An 18,037-nucleotide genomic window follows, 5' to 3' on the forward strand; every position below is an offset into this window, starting at 1 on the left:
TTCTCCTAAGCGGAAGTGAGGCCGACCGGGCGGTGTTCGGCGGTCCAGGCGGTGACCGGGGCGAAGCCCTGGTGGCCGTACTCGCCGAAGACCGTCAGCGGGCGGCCGGTGGACACCGCGGTCAGCCGCCACAGGGCCGCCTCCGGGACGGCCGAGGGGCGGACCGGGACGGTGTGGTGGCCGTCCGTCAGGTACCAGCCGTCCGGGGTGCGGACCGGGACGACCCCGGTGAGCACGGTCGGCCAGCTGTCCAGCCACGGGTCGTCGGCCACCGCGGTGCCGTACCCGGCGACCGCCTCGGCGACGGTGAGCCCGGCGGGCGGGGCGGCCGGGCCGGGCTCGGGGGCGCCGTAGCGGGTGCCGAGCGCGGCGCGCAGCGGCCGGGCGCCGGGGTGGTAGCCGAGGTCGGCCTCCAGCAGGTGGCCGGTGGGCAGGGCGAGGTCGGGGGCCTGGCCGGGCCGGCCGAAGGCGAGCAGCAGGGCCGGGCGGCCGGTCTTGGCGCCGCGCAGCCAGACCCGCCGGGTGGTGAGCCGGTCGTCCGAAGTGTCCTTGCTGCCGAGGACCAGCCAGCGGTCCCGGACCGTCGGCCCGGCGAGCACCTCGGCGGCGTCCACGGTGTAGCCGACCCGGGCGCGGACGGTGGCGGCCAGGTCGGGCGGCAGCTCGTCGAGCCGGGTGGCGGCGGTGGCGAGCAGGTGCAGCATCGCGTACTCCGCCAGCAGCCGTTCCTCCGGCAGGGTGTCCAACTCCCGTACCCGGGTGGCCAGTCCGCCGGCCTGGGCGTCGACCATCCGGGCCGCGACCTCCTCCCAGGGGCCGGCCGTGGACTGGTCGGCGAGGCCGTGCCGGATCCGGTCGGCCAGCCGCAGCCGCAGTTCGGCCGCGCCGGCCGCGACCCGGGCGCCGCGCTTCTCGGCCCGGCGGCGGGCGGCCTCCGGGTCGGCCGGGGGCGCCGCGCGCTTCTCGGCCCGCTCCTGCCGGGACTTGAGCCAGTCGGCGGCCCAGTCGGCGGGCTCGGCGGCCGGCACCGCCTCCGGGGTGCCGCTCCACAGCAGGAGCAGCCCGAGCGCGTGCTTGCACGGGAACTTCCGGCTGGGGCAGCTGCACTGGTAGGCGGGCGTGGCGAGTTCGATCACGGTGCGGTACGGGGTGCGGCCGCTGCCCTGGCACTCGCCCCAGAGCGCGGCGCCGTCGGTGCCCGTCCCGGACCACGGCGCGGGCGAGGACAGCTTGCCCGCGGACTTCCGCGACGCGGCGTCAGGCGCCAGGGACAGGACGTGTTCGGTGCTCCAGCGTTCCTCCATGCGACCGACCGTAGGCGGCGGCACTGACAGCGGCTGACCGCCCGTCCGGGGGTTGTCAGTGCCGCGGTGCAGGGTGGGTCCCACAGGTCCTGACTCCCCGCTCACCCTTCCGCCCGGGGCACCCGTGTGTCCGGGCGGCCGACCCGAAGGAGCCCCGATGACCGACGTTCTGCGGCAGCACGCCGAGGACGCCTTCGCCGGTGAACTGGCCGCGCTGGCCGCGCAGGACGACCGTCCGCGCCCCGAGCGCTGGAAGCTCTCGCCGTGGGCCGTGGCGACGTACCTGCTCGGCGGCGAGCTGCCCGACGGCACCCGGATCACCCCCAAGTACATCGGCCCGCGCCGGATCGTCGAGGTCGCCGTCACCACCCTGGCGACGGACCGGGCGCTGCTGCTGCTCGGTGTGCCCGGCACCGCGAAGACCTGGGTGTCCGAGCACCTGGCCGCCGCGATCAGCGGCGACTCCACGCTGCTGGTGCAGGGCACCGCCGGCACCCCCGAGGAGGCCGTCCGGTACGGCTGGAACTACGCCCAGCTGCTCACCCACGGGCCCAGCCGGGACGCCCTGGTGCCCTCGCCGCTGATGCGGGCGATGGCGGACGGCAAGCTCGCCCGGATCGAGGAGCTCACCCGCATCCCGGCCGACGTGCAGGACAGTCTGATCACCATCCTGTCCGAGAAGACCCTGCCGATCCCGGAGTTGGGCGGCGAGACCCAGGCCGTGCGCGGCTTCAACGTGATCGCCACCGCCAACGACCGCGACCGCGGCGTCAACGAGCTGTCCAGTGCGCTGCGCCGCCGCTTCAACACCGTGGTGCTGCCGCTGCCCGGCTCGCTGGACGAGGAGGTCGACATCGTCGCCCGTCGGGTCAACCAACTCGGCCGCTCCCTCGACCTGCCCGAACTGCCCGGCGGCGCCGAGGAGATCCGGCGGGTGGTGACGGTCTTCCGCGAGCTGCGGGCCGGCCTCACCGTGGACGGCCGGACGAAGGTCAAGACCCCGAGCGGCACCCTCTCCACCGCCGAGGCGATCTCGGTGGTGACCAACGGCCTCGCCCTGGCCGTCCACTTCGGCGACGGCGTGCTGCGCGCCGGGGACGTCACGGCCGGCATCCTCGGCGCGGTCGTCCGCGACCCGGTGGCGGACCGGGCGGTGTGGCGCGAGTACGTCGAAGGGGTGGTGCGCGAGCGCGACGGCTGGAAGGACTTCTACCGCGCGGCCCGCGAGGTGACGGCGTGACCTCGGAGGTCGCCCTGCTGGGCATCCGGCACCACGGGCCCGGCTCGGCCCGGGCGGTGGCCGCCGCGCTGGCGCAGTGGCAGCCGGACGCGGTACTGATCGAGGGCCCCCCGGAGGCCGACGACATCGTCCACCTGGCCGCCGAGAAGGACCTGGTGCCCCCGGTCGCCCTGCTCGCCCACGCGGTGGACGACCCGGCGCGGGCCGCGTTCTGGCCGTACGCCGAGTTCTCCCCGGAGTGGGTGGCGATCCGGTACGCCGTGGACCACGACCTGCCGGTCCGCTTCATCGACCTGCCCGCCGCGCACGGCTTCGCGCCCGCGCCCGGGGAAGGGGAGCAAGAGGAGGAGGCGCCGGACGCCGAGGGGGCCGACGACGGCCTGCCCGCCGACCCGCTGGCGCTGCTCGCCGAGGCGGCCGGCCACGACGACCCGGAACGCTGGTGGGAGGACGTGGTCGAGCACCGCGCCCCCGGCGCGGACGCGCTGGCGCCGTTCGCCGCCGTCGCCGAGGCGATGGCCGCGCTGCGCGCCGAGGGCCTCGGCGAGTCCCGCCGGGACCAGCTGCGCGAGGCCCACATGCGCCAGCGGATCCGGGCCGCCCGGCGCGCCGGTCACGACCGGATCGCCGTGGTCTGCGGCGCCTTCCACGTGCCCGCGCTGGCCGTGATGCCGACCGTCGCCCACGACCGGGCGCTGCTCGCCGCCCTGCCGAAGAAGGTGCGCACGGACATCACCTGGATCCCGTGGACGCACCGCCGGCTCTCCCAGGCGGCCGGTTACGGCGCGGGCGTGCAGTCGCCCGGCTGGTACCACCACCTGTTCACCGCCGAGGGCGATCCGGTGCCGCGCTGGCTCACCCGGGCCGCCGAACTGCTGCGCGCCGAGGACCACCCGGTCTCCTCCGCCCACGTCATCGAGGCGGTCCGGCTGGCCGAGACCCTGGCCGTGCTGCGCGGGCGCCCGCTGGCCGGGCTGACCGAGACCCTGGACGCCGTCCGCGCGGTGCTCTGCGAGGGCTCGGACGTCGCCCTGGAACTCGTCCGGGACCGCCTGGTGGTCGGCGACGCGCTCGGCGAGGTGCCGGACGCCGCCCCGGCCGTACCGCTGCAGCGCGACCTCGCCCGGCTGCAGCGCTCGCTGCGGCTCAAGCCCGAGGCCGCGCCCCGGGACCTCGACCTCGACCTGCGCAAGTCCACCGACGCGGCCCGCTCCCGACTGCTGCACCGGCTGCGGCTGTTGGGCGTCGACTGGGGCGTGCCGGCCCGGTCGACGGTCAACTCCACCGGCACCTTCCGGGAGAGCTGGCGGGTGTGCTGGCAACCCGAGTTCGCGGTCCGGATCGCCGAGGCCGCCCAGTGGGGCACCACGGTCGAGGAGGCCGCCGTCAACAAGGCGGTCGGTACCGCCCGGGCCGCCGTCGAACTCGCCGAGCTGACCGGCCTGGTGGAGACCTGCCTGCTGGCCGGGCTGTCCGGTGCGCTGCCCGCGGTGATGCGGGTGCTCGCTGACTGCGCGGCCCTGGACACCGACGTCGCACACCTGGCGGGCGCGCTGCCCGCGCTGGTCCGCGCGCTGCGCTACGGCGACGTGCGCGGTACCGACCACGGCGCGCTCGCCGGGGCCGCGGCCGGCCTGGCCGAGCGGGTCTGCGTCGGACTGCCGCCCGCCTGCGTCGGGTTGGACGACGCGGGCGCGGCCGCGATGCGGGCCCGGATCGACGAGGTGCACGGCGCGATCGCCCTGCTCGACCCCGGGGACCCGGCCGATCCGGACGGCCTGCCCGCCCGCTGGGCCGCCGCCCTGCACTCGCTCTCCCGCCGGGAACCCGCCGGCGGACCGGCCACCGGCGCCCCCGGGCTGCTCCGCGGCCGCGCCGTCCGGCTGCTGCTGGACGACGGCCGGCTGGACTCCGAGGAGGCCGGCCGACGGCTGCGCCTGGTGCTGTCCGTGGCCAACGCCCCGGCGGACGCGGCCGGTTGGGTCGAGGGCTTCCTCACCGGCGGCGGCGCCCTGCTGCTGCACGACCCCCGGCTGCTGGCCCTGCTGGACGAGTGGCTCTGCGGGGTGGGCGCCGAGGTGTTCACCGACGTCCTGCCGCTGCTGCGGCGCACCTTCGCCGGACTGGAGGCGGGCGTGCGCGGCACCATCGGCGGCCGGGTCGCGGCCGGCCCGCTCGGTGCCGGCCCGGCGGCCCCCGAGGAGGTCGGCGAGCTCGACCGGGCGCGCGCCGACGCCGCGACCCCGGTGCTGGCGCTGCTGCTCGGCGTCCGCCCGACGATCCCCCGCCAGCCCACCGACCGCAACACCTGACCCGTCGTACGAGGAGGACCCCGATGGCAGCGACCCCGATGGCGGCGACCCCGATGCCGGCGACCCCGGCCGACGAACGGCTGCGCCGCTGGCGCCTGGTGCTCGGCGGCGAGGCCGACGGCACCGGCCGCACCCTGCGCGGCCGCGACGCCGCGATGGACGGCGCGCTCGCCGCGCTCTACCGGGGCGCCCCCGAGGAGGGCGCCCGCCCGGCCCGCGGCGGCCGCCGCAGCGCCGGGCTGGGCGGCTCGGCCCCGCAGGTGGCCCGCTGGCTGGGCGACATCCGCAGGTACTTCCCGTCCACCGTCGTCCAGCTGATGCAGCAGGACGCGATCACCCGGCTCGGCCTGGAGCGGCTGCTGCTGGAGCCGGAGATGCTGGAGGCCGTCGAACCGGACGTGCACCTGGTCGGCACCCTGCTGTCGCTCAAGCACGCGCTGCCCGAGACCACCCGGGAGTCCGCCCGGGCCGTGGTCGGCAAGGTGGTCGCCGACCTGGAGCGCCGGCTGGCCGACCGGACCAGGGCCACCGTGGGCGGCGCCCTGGACCGCAGCGCCCGGGTCAACCGGCCGCGCCACCGGGACATCGACTGGGACCGGACGATCCGGGCCAACCTGAGGAACTACCTGCCCGAGCACGGCACCGTGGTGCCCGAGCGGCTGGTCGGCTACGCCCGCGCCCAGCGCGCGGTGCGCAAAGACGTCATCCTCTGCGTCGACCAGTCCGGTTCGATGGCGCCCTCGGTCGTCCACTCGGCGGTGTTCGGCGCGGTGCTCTCCTCGATGCGCAGCCTGGACACCCGGCTGGTCGTCTTCGACACCTCGGTGGTCGACCTCACCGAACAGCTCACCGACCCGGTGGACGTCCTGTTCGCCACCCAGCTCGGCGGCGGCACCGACATCAACCGGGCGCTCGCCTACTGCCAGTCGAGGATCACCCGGCCCTCCGAGACCGTCGTGGTGCTGATCAGCGACCTGTACGAGGGCGGCATCCGGGACGGCATGCTGCGGCGGGTCGCCGCGATGAAGGCGGCCGGCGTCCAGTTCATCGCGCTGCTCGCGCTCTCCGACGAGGGCGCCCCGGCGTACGACCACGCCCACGCCGCCGCCCTGGCCGCACTCGGCGCCCCGGCCTTCGCCTGCACCCCGGACGCCTTCCCGGAGATCATGGCGGCGGCGATCGAGAAGCGTCCGATCCCCCGGCACCTGACGGCGGGCGGCACCGGGGAGGGGGCCGACCGGGGGGAGTGACGACATCACCCGGGCGGGTGAACCCGCCCGATCCGCGGGTGGCGGGTCCGGGCCGATCTGTGACGGTTCTCACCCAAGCCGGACAGGGCCCCGGGCGGAACAGGCCCGTCCCACGGGGATAACCTGCCAGACGGACGTGACGCGCGTGTTGATTGACGTGTGCGCCCGTGGCTGTGTGGGCCGCAAGGCCGTACCTCTGCGTACCCGCACCGCCCCGACGACCCGCAGCGAAGATCCTGCCGTGGCACGCTCGTAGAGACACAATCCGCGACCACGAACAAGGACGAACACACGTGGACCTGTTCGAGTACCAGGCGAGGGACCTCTTCGCCAAGCACGGTGTGCCCGTGCTTGACGGTGATGTCATCGAGACCCCCGAAGCGGCTCGCGCCATCGCCGAGCGCTTCGGCGGACGCGCCGTCGTCAAGGCTCAGGTGAAGGTCGGTGGCCGTGGCAAGGCCGGTGGCGTCAAGCTCGCCGCCGACCCGGCCGACGCCGTCGCCAAGGCCGAGGCGATCCTCGGTATGGACATCAAGGGCCACACCGTTCACAAGGTGATGCTGGCCCAGACCGCGGACATCAAGGACGAGTACTACGTCTCGTTCCTGCTGGACCGCACCAACCGCACCTTCCTGGCCATGGCCAGCGTCGAGGGCGGCGTGGAGATCGAGGTCGTCGCCGAGGAGAACCCCGACGCGCTCGCCAAGATCCCGGTCGACGCCAACGAGGGCTGCACCCCGGAGAAGGCCGCCGAGATCGTCGCCGCGGCGAAGTTCCCGGCCGAGGTCGCCGACCAGGTCGCCGAGGTCCTGCAGAAGCTGTGGACCGTCTTCATCAAGGAGGACGCCCTCCTCGTCGAGGTCAACCCGCTGATCAAGTCCGGTGACGGCAAGATCATCGCGCTCGACGGCAAGGTCTCCCTGGACGAGAACGCCGAGTTCCGTCAGCCGGAGCACGAGGCGCTGGAGGACAAGGCCGCGGCCAACCCGCTGGAGGCCGCCGCCAAGGCCAAGGGCCTGAACTACGTCAAGCTCGACGGCCAGGTCGGCATCATCGGCAACGGCGCGGGCCTCGTCATGAGCACCCTCGACGTGGTCGCCTACGCCGGTGAGAACCACGGCGGCGTCAAGCCCGCCAACTTCCTGGACATCGGCGGCGGCGCGTCCGCCGAGGTCATGGCGAACGGCCTGGAGATCATCCTCGGCGACCCCGACGTCAAGTCGGTGTTCGTCAACGTCTTCGGCGGCATCACCGCCTGTGACGCGGTCGCCAACGGCATCGTGCAGGCCCTGGCGCTCCTGGAGAGCAAGGGCGAGAACGTCTCCAAGCCGCTGGTCGTCCGCCTGGACGGCAACAACGCGGAGCTGGGTCGCAAGATCCTGGACGACGCCAACCACCCGCTGGTCCAGCGCGTGGACACCATGGACGGTGCGGCCGACCGCGCCGCCGAGCTGGCCAACAAGTAAGGAAGGGGACTTAACACCATGGCTATCTTCCTTACCAAGGACAGCAAGGTCATCGTCCAGGGCATGACCGGCGCCGAGGGCATGAAGCACACCCGCCGCATGCTCGCCTCCGGCACCGAGATCGTCGGCGGTGTCAACCCGCGCAAGGCCGGTACCACGGTCGACGTCGACGGCACCGAGATCCCGGTCTTCGGCTCCGTCGCCGAGGCCATGGAGAAGACCGGCGCGGACGTCTCCGTCCTCTTCGTGCCGCCGGCCTTCACCAAGGCCGCCGTCATCGAGGCCATCGACGCCGAGATCCCGCTGGCCATCGTCATCACCGAGGGCGTCCCGGTGCACGACACCGCCGCCTTCTGGGCGTACGCCGGTTCCAAGGGCAACAAGACCCGGATCATCGGCCCGAACTGCCCCGGCCTGATCAGCCCCGGCCAGTCGAACGCCGGCATCATCCCGGCCGACATCACCACCTCGGGCAAGATCGGTCTGGTGTCGAAGTCCGGCACCCTGACCTACCAGCTCATGTACGAGCTGCGCGACATCGGCTTCTCCTCGGCCGTGGGCATCGGCGGTGACCCGATCATCGGGACCACCCACATCGACGCCCTCAAGGCCTTCCAGGAGGACCCGGAGACCGAGATCATCGTCATGATCGGTGAGATCGGTGGCGACGCCGAGGAGCGTGCCGCGGCCTACATCGCCGAGCACGTCACCAAGCCGGTCGTCGGCTACGTCGCGGGCTTCACCGCCCCCGAGGGCAAGACCATGGGCCACGCCGGCGCCATCGTCTCCGGCTCCTCGGGCACCGCCCAGGCGAAGAAGGAGGCCCTTGAGGCCGCCGGTGTCAAGGTCGGCAAGACGCCGTCCGAGACCGCCCGCCTGGCCCGCGAGATCATCGCCGGCTGACCCCGGTCACCCGCGCGGTGAGCGCCCCCGCCCTTCCCGGGCGGGGGCGCTCGCCGTTTCCGGCACCGGGCTCCCGGCGGCCGCCGGCGCGGTGCCCGGCGACTCGGTGCCCCGCCGGTTCAGTGCCCGATCTCGGCGTCCGGGGCGGGCGCCTTCTCGGTGCCCGGCCCCGTGCCGCAGGGCAGCGGGGACCAGGCCGGACAGGCCGCCGGGTCCTGCTGCGGCGGCGGGGCCGCGCCCCGGGCCGCCACCGGCAGCTCCCAGCGCGCCACCGCCCGCGCCTGCGGATCCGCCACCACCGCCTCCAGCCCCGGGGTCGGACTGCACCACAGACTGGTGATGCCGTTCGGCGCACCGTCCGGCCGCAGCGGCACCCCCGGCTCCGCCACCTCCGCGGTCGGGGCCGGCACGCAGAGCGCGGGGACCGGCGGATCGGGCTCGTGGAACAGCACCGCCGGACGCAGCCCCGCCAGCGTCGCCACCGCCGCCCCGGCCACCGCCGCCGTCAGCAGCGCGGCCGCGCCGGTCCGGCTCGCCGTCCACAGCCGGTGCCGGGCCCGCAGCACCGGCACCGGCGCCCGGTGCGGCTCCGGACAACCCCGTACCGCCGCCCGGTGCAGCAGTGCGCTCAACCCGTCGGCGAACCCCGGGGCCGCCGGATCCGGCCCCACCAGCTCCGGCACCCACTGCGCCAGCGCCTCCCGCGCCGCCCACACCCGCCCCTCGGCCGCCCGCCGGGTCGACTCCACCTCCACCGCGATCGCCCCCGCCGGCAGCCCCAGCCCGTCGTGCAGCACCAGGGCCCGCCGCTGCGGCCGCGACAGCCGTCGCAGTGCCTTCAGCAGGGCCTTGTCCCGGTCGGTCAGCCGGTCGTGGTCCGGCAGCACCGACTGCGCCTCGTCGGCCGGCCGCACCCGGATCCGCCGGTGCGGCAGCGCCCACGCGTGCGCCTGCCGGGGCCCGCCCCGGCGCCACGGCGACAGCGCCAGCTCGGACGCCCGCACCCGCACCCAGCCCTCCGGGTCACCCGACCCGACCACCCCGCCCCAGTCCTGCCGGGCCTCCCCGAACGCGCGCCGCACGCAGTGCACCGCCCGGTGCCGACAGGCCGTCAACAGGAACACCTGCTGCACCAGCCGGGTGTGGGCGTCCTCGTACAGCTCCTCGAAGCTCTCCGTCAGGTCGCGCCCGCTGCCCGCCTCGGAGAGCGCCAGGCTGATCCGCTCCCGCGCGTCGGCTCCGCCCGGTTCCGGCCGCCCGGCGGCGGACTCCGGGACGGCCCGCTCGCCCCCGGTCCGGCCGGCGGCCGCGGCAGGACCGGTGGGACCGGCGGACGGTGTCGCGGGGCGGTGGCCGGCGTCCCGGCCCCGGGCCGCCCGTCGTCCGTCCGGGCCGCTCTTCGCCCGACCGGACGCGGCACCGGACACGGCACCGGGGGTGGAGTCGGTGGCGGGCGGTGCGAGGGGCCGGCCCTTGTTCCGCCCCCGGGCCGTCCGTCCGTCGGGTTTGCTCCTGGCCCGGTCCGCCGCGGTGCCGGATGCGGTGCCGGATCCGGCGACCGGGGGCGCGGGGCGACCCCCCTTGTCCCGGCCCCGGCCCCGGGCCGTCCGTCCGTCGGGGGCGGCCGGGGGGCCGTCGTGCCGTGCCGTCGGCCGCTGCTCGCCGCCGGTGGCCGGGGCGCCGGTCGTGGGACGGCCGGGGGTGGGGGAGCGGTGGTGGTCGCCGGGGGTCGGGGTGGTCTGTGTCATGCCGCTGCGTTCTCCCGGGGCGGTGGGGGCCGTGCGCGTGCGGTCGGCGTCGGTGGGGGCGGCCGGGCGGCGCCGGCCCGGGCCGGTGGGGGGTGCGGTGCGGAGGAGGGCGATGGCGGCGGCCTCGGTGGGACAGCCGAGTTTCCGCATGGCCCGGTGGAGATAACTGCGGGCGGTCGTGGGGGTGACGCCGAGTGCGGCGGCGGTGTGGTCGACGCCGTGGCCGGCGGCGAGGTGGGCGAGGGCCTCGGCCTCACGGGGGGTCAGTTTCCGCAGCGGGTCGGTGGCACGGGTGGGCGGCGTGGTCATCAGACGCTCCGGGCCGGGGCGGCGGCGGCTTGGGGGCACGGTCTGAAAAGGCGCATAAGCCAATAATCTGGGACACGGCGGCGGTTTGCCGGTTCACGGAGCATGGCGAGTCGCCTTGGCACCATGAGGCGCATGACGCAGCTGATGGGTCGTCCGATCCTGGAAGTGCCGGACGAACTGGGTGGACGGCCCGTACTGGCCGACCTGTTGGCGGGCGTGCGGACGGCGCTGGTCGGTCTGGCGGCGGTCGGAGTGCCGGTGCTGGGCCTCTGGGTGGCGACGCCGTACGCGGATTCCGACGCGGCCGGTGCCACCCGGTTGGCGGGCTCGCTCTGGTTGCTCGGGCACGGCGCGCCGGTGCTGCGCGGTGCCGCGGACGCCCCGGTGACGGTCAGTCCGCTGCTGCTCGGCCTGCTGGTGGTGGTGCGGCTCTACCGGGCGGGGGCCGGGGTGGCCTCGCGGCGCGGGCTGCGCTCGCGCTGGGGCGGCCCGGTGGCGCTCTGGACGGGGTACTGCGCAGTGGCGGCCGGGGTGGCGCTGCACAGCGCGGGGGCCGGGCTGTTCCGCAGCCGGGTGCTGCCGGACCTGCTGGTGGTGGGTCTGCTCGCGGGGCTGTCGACGGCCGCGGGCGTCCGGTCGGTCGAGCCGGCCGGGGCCGGTGCCGAGCGGCTGTGGGAGCGGCTCCCGGCGGGCTGGCGGCCGACCGGTGGCGGCTCCGCGGTGGGCCGGGCGGTCGTGGCGGCGGGGGCGGGGCTGGTCGCGGCGGGCGCGCTGCTGGTGGCGGGGTCGGCGGTGCTGGACGCGCTGGTCGGCGGCGGCCGCGGGATGGCGCTGCTCGGCGGCGGGCCGGCCGCGGTGGTCGGGCTGCTGCTGCTCACCGTGGCGCTGCTGCCGAACGCGGTGCTGTGGGGTGCGGCGTACGCGTTGGGCCCGGGGTTCGAGGTCGGTGCCGGGGCGCTGGTGTCGCCGGGCGGTACGGGGCTCGGCGCGGTGCCGGAGTTCCCGCTGTTCGCCCTGTTGCCGCAGGACGGGCCGGGGGGCTGGCGGCTGGCCGTGCTGCTGCTGCCGCTGCTGGCCGGGCTGGTGCCGGCGGTGCTGCTCGGTCGGGCGGCGGCGGGCCGTCGGGGGGAGCCGGGCGGCTCGGCGCCCTGGCCGCCCGCGGCGACGGTGGTGGCGGCGCTGGCGGCGGCGCTGCTGCTGGGGGCCGGCGCGGCGCTGCTGGGCTGGTCGGCGGGCGGGGCGCTGGCGGCCGGGCGGATGGCGTGGCTGGGGCCGGTGCCGTGGTGGACGGGCCTGGCGGCGGCGGGCTGGCTGGCCGTGGTGGCGGTGCCGGGTGCCCTGCTGGTCCGCCACCGGGTGCTCGGCCCGACGGCGGTCGGGAGCGCGGACGAGGTGGAGGGGCCGGACGCCGTGCCGGTGGCCCCGGCGGCCGGGGCCGGCGCCCGCGCCCGGCTCGCGGTCCGGGTGCGCCGGAGCGCACTGGAGCTGCGCGCCGGTGCGTACGCCCTGGTGCTGCGGCTGTCCGGTCAGCGTCCGGCCGACCCGGACCACGACTGAGCCGGACGGCCACGTCCGAACCGGCCGTCCGACCCGGGCGTCCCGTCCGACCCGGCGACTACTCCGAGTTGCCGGTGAAGTCCACGTACCACTGCGGCGCGTACCGGTCGCAGTTCTCGGCGCCGACGTTGGTCAGCGAGTCCCGGACGCAGGTCATGTAGTCCTGGTAGTAGACGCTGAGCCCGATCACCGAGGTGGCGACCACGACGGTCATCGCACCGGTGAGGATCCCGGCGAGCGCGGCCGGGGTGAGCGGGTTGGGCGCCGGGATCCCGGCCGGACCGCCCAGGGGGGCGGGAGCCGCGGCGGCGGGCCGCTTGGCGCGCAGCGCGCCGATGCCCCAGGCGATGCCGAGCACCCCGACCAGCAGCGCGATCCACTGGAAGCCCAGGAACAGGCAGACCAGCGCGAACGGTCCGGCCAGCGCGGCGTTGCGGGCCTTGCGGTGGGCCGGGTCGGTCGGGTCGAGCCGGGGCGGCGGCGGGGCCTGCGGACGTCGGCCGGGGCCGCCGTCGCCGAGGCCCGGTCCCCACGGCGGCGGGTACGGCGGACGGTCGCCGTTCTGGCCGCCACCGCCCTGGCCGCCGTCGCCCTCCGCGCCCTGGCCGGGCCAGGGGCTGCGCGGCCGCCACGGCTGGTCCGGGGCGTCCGTGGGCGGCGGCGCGAAGGGGTTGCGCTCGTCGGTGTCGTCGCCGCTGCTCATGGGTTCAGCCGTTCCTTCTCGGTCGGGGCTCGTGCCGGAGGTCGCGCCTGGGAGCGGTCTCCTCCGCCCCCAATGATCCCGCAAGCGTTCGAGGGTCCGGCGGGGGCCTGCCCGCGGCCGTGCGGCGGGCGGGCGACTCCGGTGCGGGGGGCCCGAGGAGATCCCCGTCTCAACTACGCGCGTAGCGCCGCGGGGAGGGTGCGGAGGCCTTCCGACCAGCCGTTATCGTGGTGACGGTCAGCAGCTCAGATAGGTTCCCCGGGGCCCGTGTCGTGGCGGGTTCCCCTGGTGTTCCCCTTCGCTCGACCTGCCGTTCGTAGTGGCCCCACCGCCCGGTGGACGTACCAGCGGGCGGCGCCCGACCTACGGAGAATCGCGCAGTGGCCGCCGCCCCCGCCCAGCTCTTCCCGCCCCGTACGCCCGGACCGGCCCGCCTGGTGGTGCTGGTCTCCGGCTCCGGCACCAACCTCCAGGCCCTGATCGACGCCGTCGCCGACCCGGCCTTCGGCGCCGAGATCGTCGCCGTGGGTGCGGACCGGGACGGGATCGCCGGCCTGGAGCGCGCGGAGAAGGCGGGCCTGCCGGGCTTCGTCCACCGGGTGAAGGACTTCCCGGACCGGGCCGACTGGGACCGCGCGCTGACCGCCACCGTCGCCGCCCACCGGCCGGACCTGGTGGTCTCGGCCGGCTTCATGAAGATCCTCGGCCCCGAGTTCATCGCGGCCTTCGCGGGGCGGATCGTCAACACCCACCCCGCACTGCTGCCGTCCTTCCCCGGCGCCCACGGCGTCACCGACGCGCTCGCGTACGGGGTGAAGGTCACCGGCTGCACCGTCCACCTGGTCGACGCCGGCGTGGACACCGGGCCGATCATCGCGCAGGGCGTCGTCGAGGTCGTCGACGCCGACCACGCCGATGGCGGCGAAGCTCTGCACGAGCGCATCAAGACTGTCGAGCGCAAGCTGCTCGTCGACGTCGTGGGCCGGCTGGCCCGCGAAGGTCACCGCATCGAGGACCGAAAGGTATGGATCCCGGCATGAGTGCCAGCTCCACCACCACGCCCGTTTCGGAGAACGTCCGTCCGATCCGTCGCGCGCTGATCAGCGTGTACGACAAGACCGGTCTGGAGGAGCTGGCCCAGGGCCTGCACGCCGCCGGGGTCGCCATCGTCTCCACCGGCTCCACCGCCGGCCGGATCGCCGCCGCCGGCGTCCCGGTGACCGAGGTCTCCGAGCTGACCGGCTTCCCGGAGTGCCTGGACGGGCGCGTGAAGACGCTGCACCCCCGGGTGCACGCCGGCGTGCTCGCCGACCTGCGGCTGGAGTCGCACCGCGCCCAGCTGGCCGAGCTCGGCGTCGAGCCCTTCGACCTGGTCGTGGTGAACCTCTACCCGTTCAAGGCCACCGTCGCCTCGGGCGCCACCCCGGACGAGTGCGTCGAGCAGATCGACATCGGCGGCCCGAGCATGGTCCGCGCCGCCGCCAAGAACCACCCCTCGGTGGCCGTGGTGGTCGACCCGGCCCGCTACGCCGACGTGCTGACGGCGGCCCGCGAGGGCGGCTTCGACCTGGCCACCCGCAAGCGCCTGGCCGGTGCCGCGTTCGCCCACACCGCCGCCTACGACGTGGCCGTCGCCTCCTGGTTCGAGGCCGGCTACGCCCCCAGTGACGAGCGGTTCCCCGAGTTCCTCGGCGCCACCTGGGAGCGGCAGAACGTGCTGCGCTACGGCGAGAACCCGCACCAGGGCGCCGCGCTGTACAGCGACGGCACGGGCGGCCTGGCCGGCGCCGAGCAGCTGCACGGCAAGGAGATGTCGTACAACAACTACGTCGACACCGACGCCGCCCGCCGCGCCGCGTACGACCACGCCGAGCCGGCCGTCGCGATCATCAAGCACGCCAACCCGTGCGGCATCGCGACCGGCGCCGACGTCGTCGAGGCGCACCGCAAGGCCCACGAGTGCGACCCGGTCTCCGCGTACGGCGGCGTGATCGCGGTCAACCGCCCGGTCACCGTCGAGCTGGCCGAGCAGATCGCCCCGATCTTCACCGAGGTCGTGGTGGCCCCCGGCTACGAGGACGGCGCGGTCGAGGTGCTGGCCCGCAAGAAGAACCTGCGGGTGCTGGTCGCCCCCGGCGCCCCGGCCAACCGCCAGGAGGTCCGCCCGATCTCCGGCGGCGTGCTGCTCCAGGACGCCGACCGGGTGCAGGCCGAGGGCGACGACCCGGCGAACTGGACGCTGGCCACCGGTGAGGCGCTCCCCGCGGCCGAGCTGGCCGAGCTGGCCTTCGCCTGGCGGGCCTGCCGGGCCGTCAAGTCCAACGCGATCCTGCTGGCCAAGGACGGTGCCTCGGTCGGCGTCGGCATGGGCCAGGTCAACCGGGTCGACTCCTGCAAGCTCGCGGTCGAGCGGGCCGGCGAGCGGGCCAAGGGCTCGTACGCGGCCTCGGACGCCTTCTTCCCGTTCCCGGACGGCCCGGAGATCCTGATCGCCGCCGGGGTGCGGGCGATCGTCCAGCCCGGCGGTTCGATCCGCGACGAGCAGGTCGTCGAGGCGGCCCGGGCGGCCGGCGTCACGATGTACTTCACCGGTGCGCGGCACTTCTTCCACTGAGCCGCCGGTGACCGGGTGACCGGGTGACACGAAGCGGCCCGGCCCCCTCCGAGGAGGGAGCCGGGCCGCTTCGTCGTGGTCCGTGCCGTGCGGTCAGTAGCGCGGCCGGTTGAACCAGTTGACGCCGTCCTGGGTGCACATGGCGGTGATCCAGATGACGCAGATCGCCACCCAGATCACACCGAAGACGATGTTCACCGTGACGCCCTGGGACACCCCGCCGACCAGGTCGACCAGGCCGAACAGCGAGGCGATCGAGCCGTAGACGATGGTGGTGATCCGGGTGGCGTTGCCGCCCTTGCCGTACTTCGCGCCCAGCGTGATGGAGAGCGCGGCGGCCAGCGCGAACACGATGCCGACGACGACCAGGATGCCCGCGGCGGCGTTGCCGATCGACGAGATGAAGTTGTCGCTGCTGGCGCCGCTCTTGTTGACGGCGTCCTTGGTGGCCGCCGCCCCGATCAGGCAGCCGAGCGCGAGCAGCACCTGGGTGCCGCCCACGATGAACAGCAGCACCCGGGCGGTGGTCACCAGGCCCGGCATGGTCTGCGGCACGGCCGGCGCGTAGCCGTAGCCCGGCGCGGCCGGCGGCGGGTAACCGTAGCCCGGGGCGGGCTGCGGCGGGGCCTGCTGCGGGTAGCCGTAGCCCGGGGCGGGCGGCTGCTGGCCGTACGGGTTGTTCGGGTCGGGCGGGTAACTCATGGATGCCTCCGGGCAGTTACGGGGACGCGGGGACGGGACGGCGGAGGACCCGGTTGCGGTCGACGCATCGGTTCGTCGACGGAACGGGACGGTATCGGAGCACAGTGACAATCCGGCGGCGGTGACGGCCGCGGCCGGCTCAGAACCGTGGTGACGAGCGGGTGATCGGACGCCGGGACGGACACGGCGCGGTGAGGTCGGCGCCGAGACGGTCGGGCTGCTCGGTGTGCTGTGGTCGGATCACTGGCTCTTTCCCCCGGGTACGCCCCGCCGCGGGATCCGTCGGCCCGTCACCGGGCCTGGTCGCGGCAGGGGATGCCCGCATATCGTCACCGGACGGCGGCGCGCTGTCCAGCCGGTTCCGGTCGCCTGGTCAAGACTGTGGCGCAACCGCAACGTGGTGCGGACCTTCCGTACCCGTCCGGTCGCGCCGAGGAGCGCCGCGGCCGACGGGGAGGACCCCGCTACGGGAGGCCGGTACGGGAGGCGGCCGCGATCCGGGAGAATGGGGTCATGACTGCCCAGATTCTCGATGGCAAGGCCACCGCCGCCGCGATCAAGTCCGAACTCGCCGCCCGCGTGGCGGTCCTCAAGGCGAAGGGCGTCACGCCCGGCCTCGGCACCGTCCTGGTCGGCGACGACCCGGGCAGCCGCTGGTACGTCAACGGGAAGCACAAGGACTGCGCCGAGGTCGGCATCGCCTCGATCCAGCGCGAGCTGCCCGCGACCGCCACCCAGGAGGACGTCGAGAACGTCGTCCGCGAGCTCAACGCCGACCCGTCCTGCACGGGTTACATCGTCCAGCTGCCGCTGCCCAAGGGCCTGGACCAGAACCCGGTCCTGGAGCTGATGGACCCGGACAAGGACGCCGACGGCCTGCACCCGACCTCGCTCGGCCGCCTCGCGCTGGGCATCGACGGCCCGCTGCCGTGCACCCCGCTGGGCATCGTCGAGCTGCTGCGCCGGCACGACGTCGAGATCGACGGCGCCGAGGTGGTCGTGGTCGGCCGCGGCATCACCGTCGGCCGCTCGATCGGCCTGCTGCTGACCCGCCGCAGCGAGAACGCCACCGTCACCCTGTGCCACACCGGCACCCGGGACCTCGGCGCGCACCTGCGCAAGGCCGACATCATCGTGGCCGCCGCGGGCGTGCCGCACCTGGTCAAGCCGGAGGACGTCAAGCCGGGCGCCGCGGTGCTGGACGTCGGTGTCAGCCGCAGCGAGGGCAAGATCGTCGGCGACGTGCACCCGGGTGTGGCCGAGGTGGCCGGCTGGATCTCCCCGAACCCCGGCGGGGTGGGCCCGATGACCCGCGCGATGCTGCTCAACAACATCGTCGAGGCGGCCGAGCGCCGCGCCGGCGTCTGACCCCCGAGGGACGGCGAGGATGACTGAACCGCGACCGGCGCGGTCCCGGCAACGGCCGGTCAAGACCACCGGCACCCTGCCGCCCGAGGGGGCTTCCCCGGCCCTCGGGCGCGACCACGCCCTGCCGGTCCGGCAGTGGCCGATAACGCTGGTCCTGTCGGTGGTCGGCGCAGGCCTCGCGGTCACCTGGTTCGCCGACTTCAAGGACGGCTTCAAGTACGGGCTGCTGATCCTCGGCTGCGGGGTGCTGCTCGGCGCCGTGCTGCGACTGGTGCTGCCCGAGGTCGGGATGCTGGCGGTGCGCAGCCGGTTCACCGATGTGATCGTGCTGGCCTTCCTGGGCGCCTCGATCGTGCTGCTGACCCTGGTCGCTCAGCCGAACCCGTGGCTGGAGTTCCCACTGCTGGACAACATCGGCCAGCTGATCGGCCGGCCCAAGCACTGAGCCGGCCCGAGCACCGAGCCGGCCCGAGCACTGAGCCGCCGCACCGTGCCGACCGCGGCCCCGTCCGGATTCCCGGGCGGGGCCGCGCTGCGCCTGTGACGCATCAGCCACGCCCG

At 75.3% G+C, this 18,037-nt stretch carries 14 protein-coding genes; 10 read left to right on the top strand and 4 right to left on the bottom strand.

Annotated elements, in window-relative coordinates; translation table 11 throughout:
* Nucleotides 1-5: 5 nt before the first annotated feature.
* Nucleotides 6-1,304, bottom strand: coding sequence for an SWIM zinc finger family protein (locus ACIP4P_RS11260; RefSeq protein ID WP_400916901.1), 1,299 nt, complete (start codon nt 1,302-1,304; stop codon nt 6-8).
* Nucleotides 1,305-1,461: 157 nt separating this feature from the next.
* On the opposite strand from ACIP4P_RS11260, the gene ACIP4P_RS11265 reads away from it, so the two are divergent.
* From ACIP4P_RS11265 to sucD, 5 genes are all read left to right on the top strand, one after another.
* On the top strand, nt 1,462-2,544 hold the full coding sequence (locus ACIP4P_RS11265; RefSeq protein WP_400916903.1) for an AAA family ATPase: 1,083 nt from the start codon (nt 1,462-1,464) through the stop codon (nt 2,542-2,544).
* A complete protein-coding gene (locus ACIP4P_RS11270) occupies nt 2,502-4,856 on the top strand; it encodes a DUF5682 family protein (protein WP_400917155.1) in 2,355 nt (784 codons plus the stop codon). Before ACIP4P_RS11265 ends, ACIP4P_RS11270 begins: the two co-directional genes overlap by 43 nt.
* A gap of 23 nt (nt 4,857-4,879) precedes the next feature.
* On the top strand, nt 4,880-6,106 hold the full coding sequence (locus ACIP4P_RS11275; protein WP_400916905.1) for a VWA domain-containing protein: 1,227 nt from the start codon (nt 4,880-4,882) through the stop codon (nt 6,104-6,106).
* Between the two features lie 293 nt (nt 6,107-6,399).
* Nucleotides 6,400-7,572 (top strand): ADP-forming succinate--CoA ligase subunit beta, encoded by a 1,173-nt coding sequence (gene sucC / locus ACIP4P_RS11280; protein WP_350511266.1) that lies wholly within the window; start codon nt 6,400-6,402, stop codon nt 7,570-7,572.
* 18 nt (nt 7,573-7,590) lie between these two features.
* A complete protein-coding gene (gene sucD, locus ACIP4P_RS11285) occupies nt 7,591-8,475 on the top strand; it encodes a succinate--CoA ligase subunit alpha (protein ID WP_350511265.1) in 885 nt (294 codons plus the stop codon).
* 119 nt (nt 8,476-8,594) lie between these two features.
* Here sucD and ACIP4P_RS11290 read toward each other — a convergent pair whose 3' ends face one another.
* Nucleotides 8,595-10,532, bottom strand: a complete 1,938-nt coding sequence (locus tag ACIP4P_RS11290) for a LuxR C-terminal-related transcriptional regulator (RefSeq protein WP_400916907.1) — start codon at nt 10,530-10,532, stop codon at nt 8,595-8,597.
* A 132-nt stretch (nt 10,533-10,664) separates the two neighbouring features.
* Between ACIP4P_RS11290 and ACIP4P_RS11295 the strand changes: the two genes are divergently transcribed.
* A complete protein-coding gene (locus tag ACIP4P_RS11295) occupies nt 10,665-12,089 on the top strand; it encodes a DUF6350 family protein (protein WP_400916909.1) in 1,425 nt (474 codons plus the stop codon).
* 58 nt (nt 12,090-12,147) lie between these two features.
* On the opposite strand, the gene ACIP4P_RS11300 is transcribed toward ACIP4P_RS11295, so the two are convergent.
* Nucleotides 12,148-12,792, bottom strand: a complete 645-nt coding sequence (locus ACIP4P_RS11300; RefSeq protein ID WP_400916911.1) for a hypothetical protein — start codon at nt 12,790-12,792, stop codon at nt 12,148-12,150.
* Between the two features lie 380 nt (nt 12,793-13,172).
* Here ACIP4P_RS11300 and purN point away from each other — a divergent pair, with 380 nt between their 5' ends.
* Together purN and purH are read left to right on the top strand one after the other, a co-directional pair.
* A complete protein-coding gene (gene purN, locus ACIP4P_RS11305; RefSeq protein WP_400916913.1) occupies nt 13,173-13,832 on the top strand; it encodes a phosphoribosylglycinamide formyltransferase in 660 nt (219 codons plus the stop codon).
* Complete coding sequence (gene purH, locus ACIP4P_RS11310) at nt 13,829-15,406, top strand: bifunctional phosphoribosylaminoimidazolecarboxamide formyltransferase/IMP cyclohydrolase (protein WP_400916915.1); 1,578 nt, start codon at nt 13,829-13,831, stop codon at nt 15,404-15,406. The genes purN and purH overlap by 4 nt, the downstream gene beginning before the upstream one ends.
* Nucleotides 15,407-15,499: 93 nt before the next feature.
* Here the strand turns inward: purH and ACIP4P_RS11315 are convergent, their stop codons facing one another.
* Nucleotides 15,500-16,108, bottom strand: coding sequence for a hypothetical protein (locus ACIP4P_RS11315; protein WP_400916917.1), 609 nt, complete (start codon nt 16,106-16,108; stop codon nt 15,500-15,502).
* Between the two features lie 513 nt (nt 16,109-16,621).
* Here ACIP4P_RS11315 and ACIP4P_RS11320 point away from each other — a divergent pair.
* Together ACIP4P_RS11320 and ACIP4P_RS11325 are read left to right on the top strand one after the other, a co-directional pair.
* The gene (locus ACIP4P_RS11320) at nt 16,622-17,476 is read left to right on the top strand and encodes a bifunctional methylenetetrahydrofolate dehydrogenase/methenyltetrahydrofolate cyclohydrolase (protein ID WP_350511258.1); all 855 of its coding nucleotides are present in this window, start codon (nt 16,622-16,624) and stop codon (nt 17,474-17,476) included.
* A gap of 19 nt (nt 17,477-17,495) precedes the next feature.
* A complete protein-coding gene (locus ACIP4P_RS11325; protein WP_350511257.1) occupies nt 17,496-17,921 on the top strand; it encodes a DUF3017 domain-containing protein in 426 nt (141 codons plus the stop codon).
* Nucleotides 17,922-18,037 lie beyond the last annotated feature (116 nt).

It is taken from the genome of Kitasatospora sp. NPDC089509 (assembly GCF_044749365.1).
Classification (GTDB): domain Bacteria; phylum Actinomycetota; class Actinomycetes; order Streptomycetales; family Streptomycetaceae; genus Kitasatospora.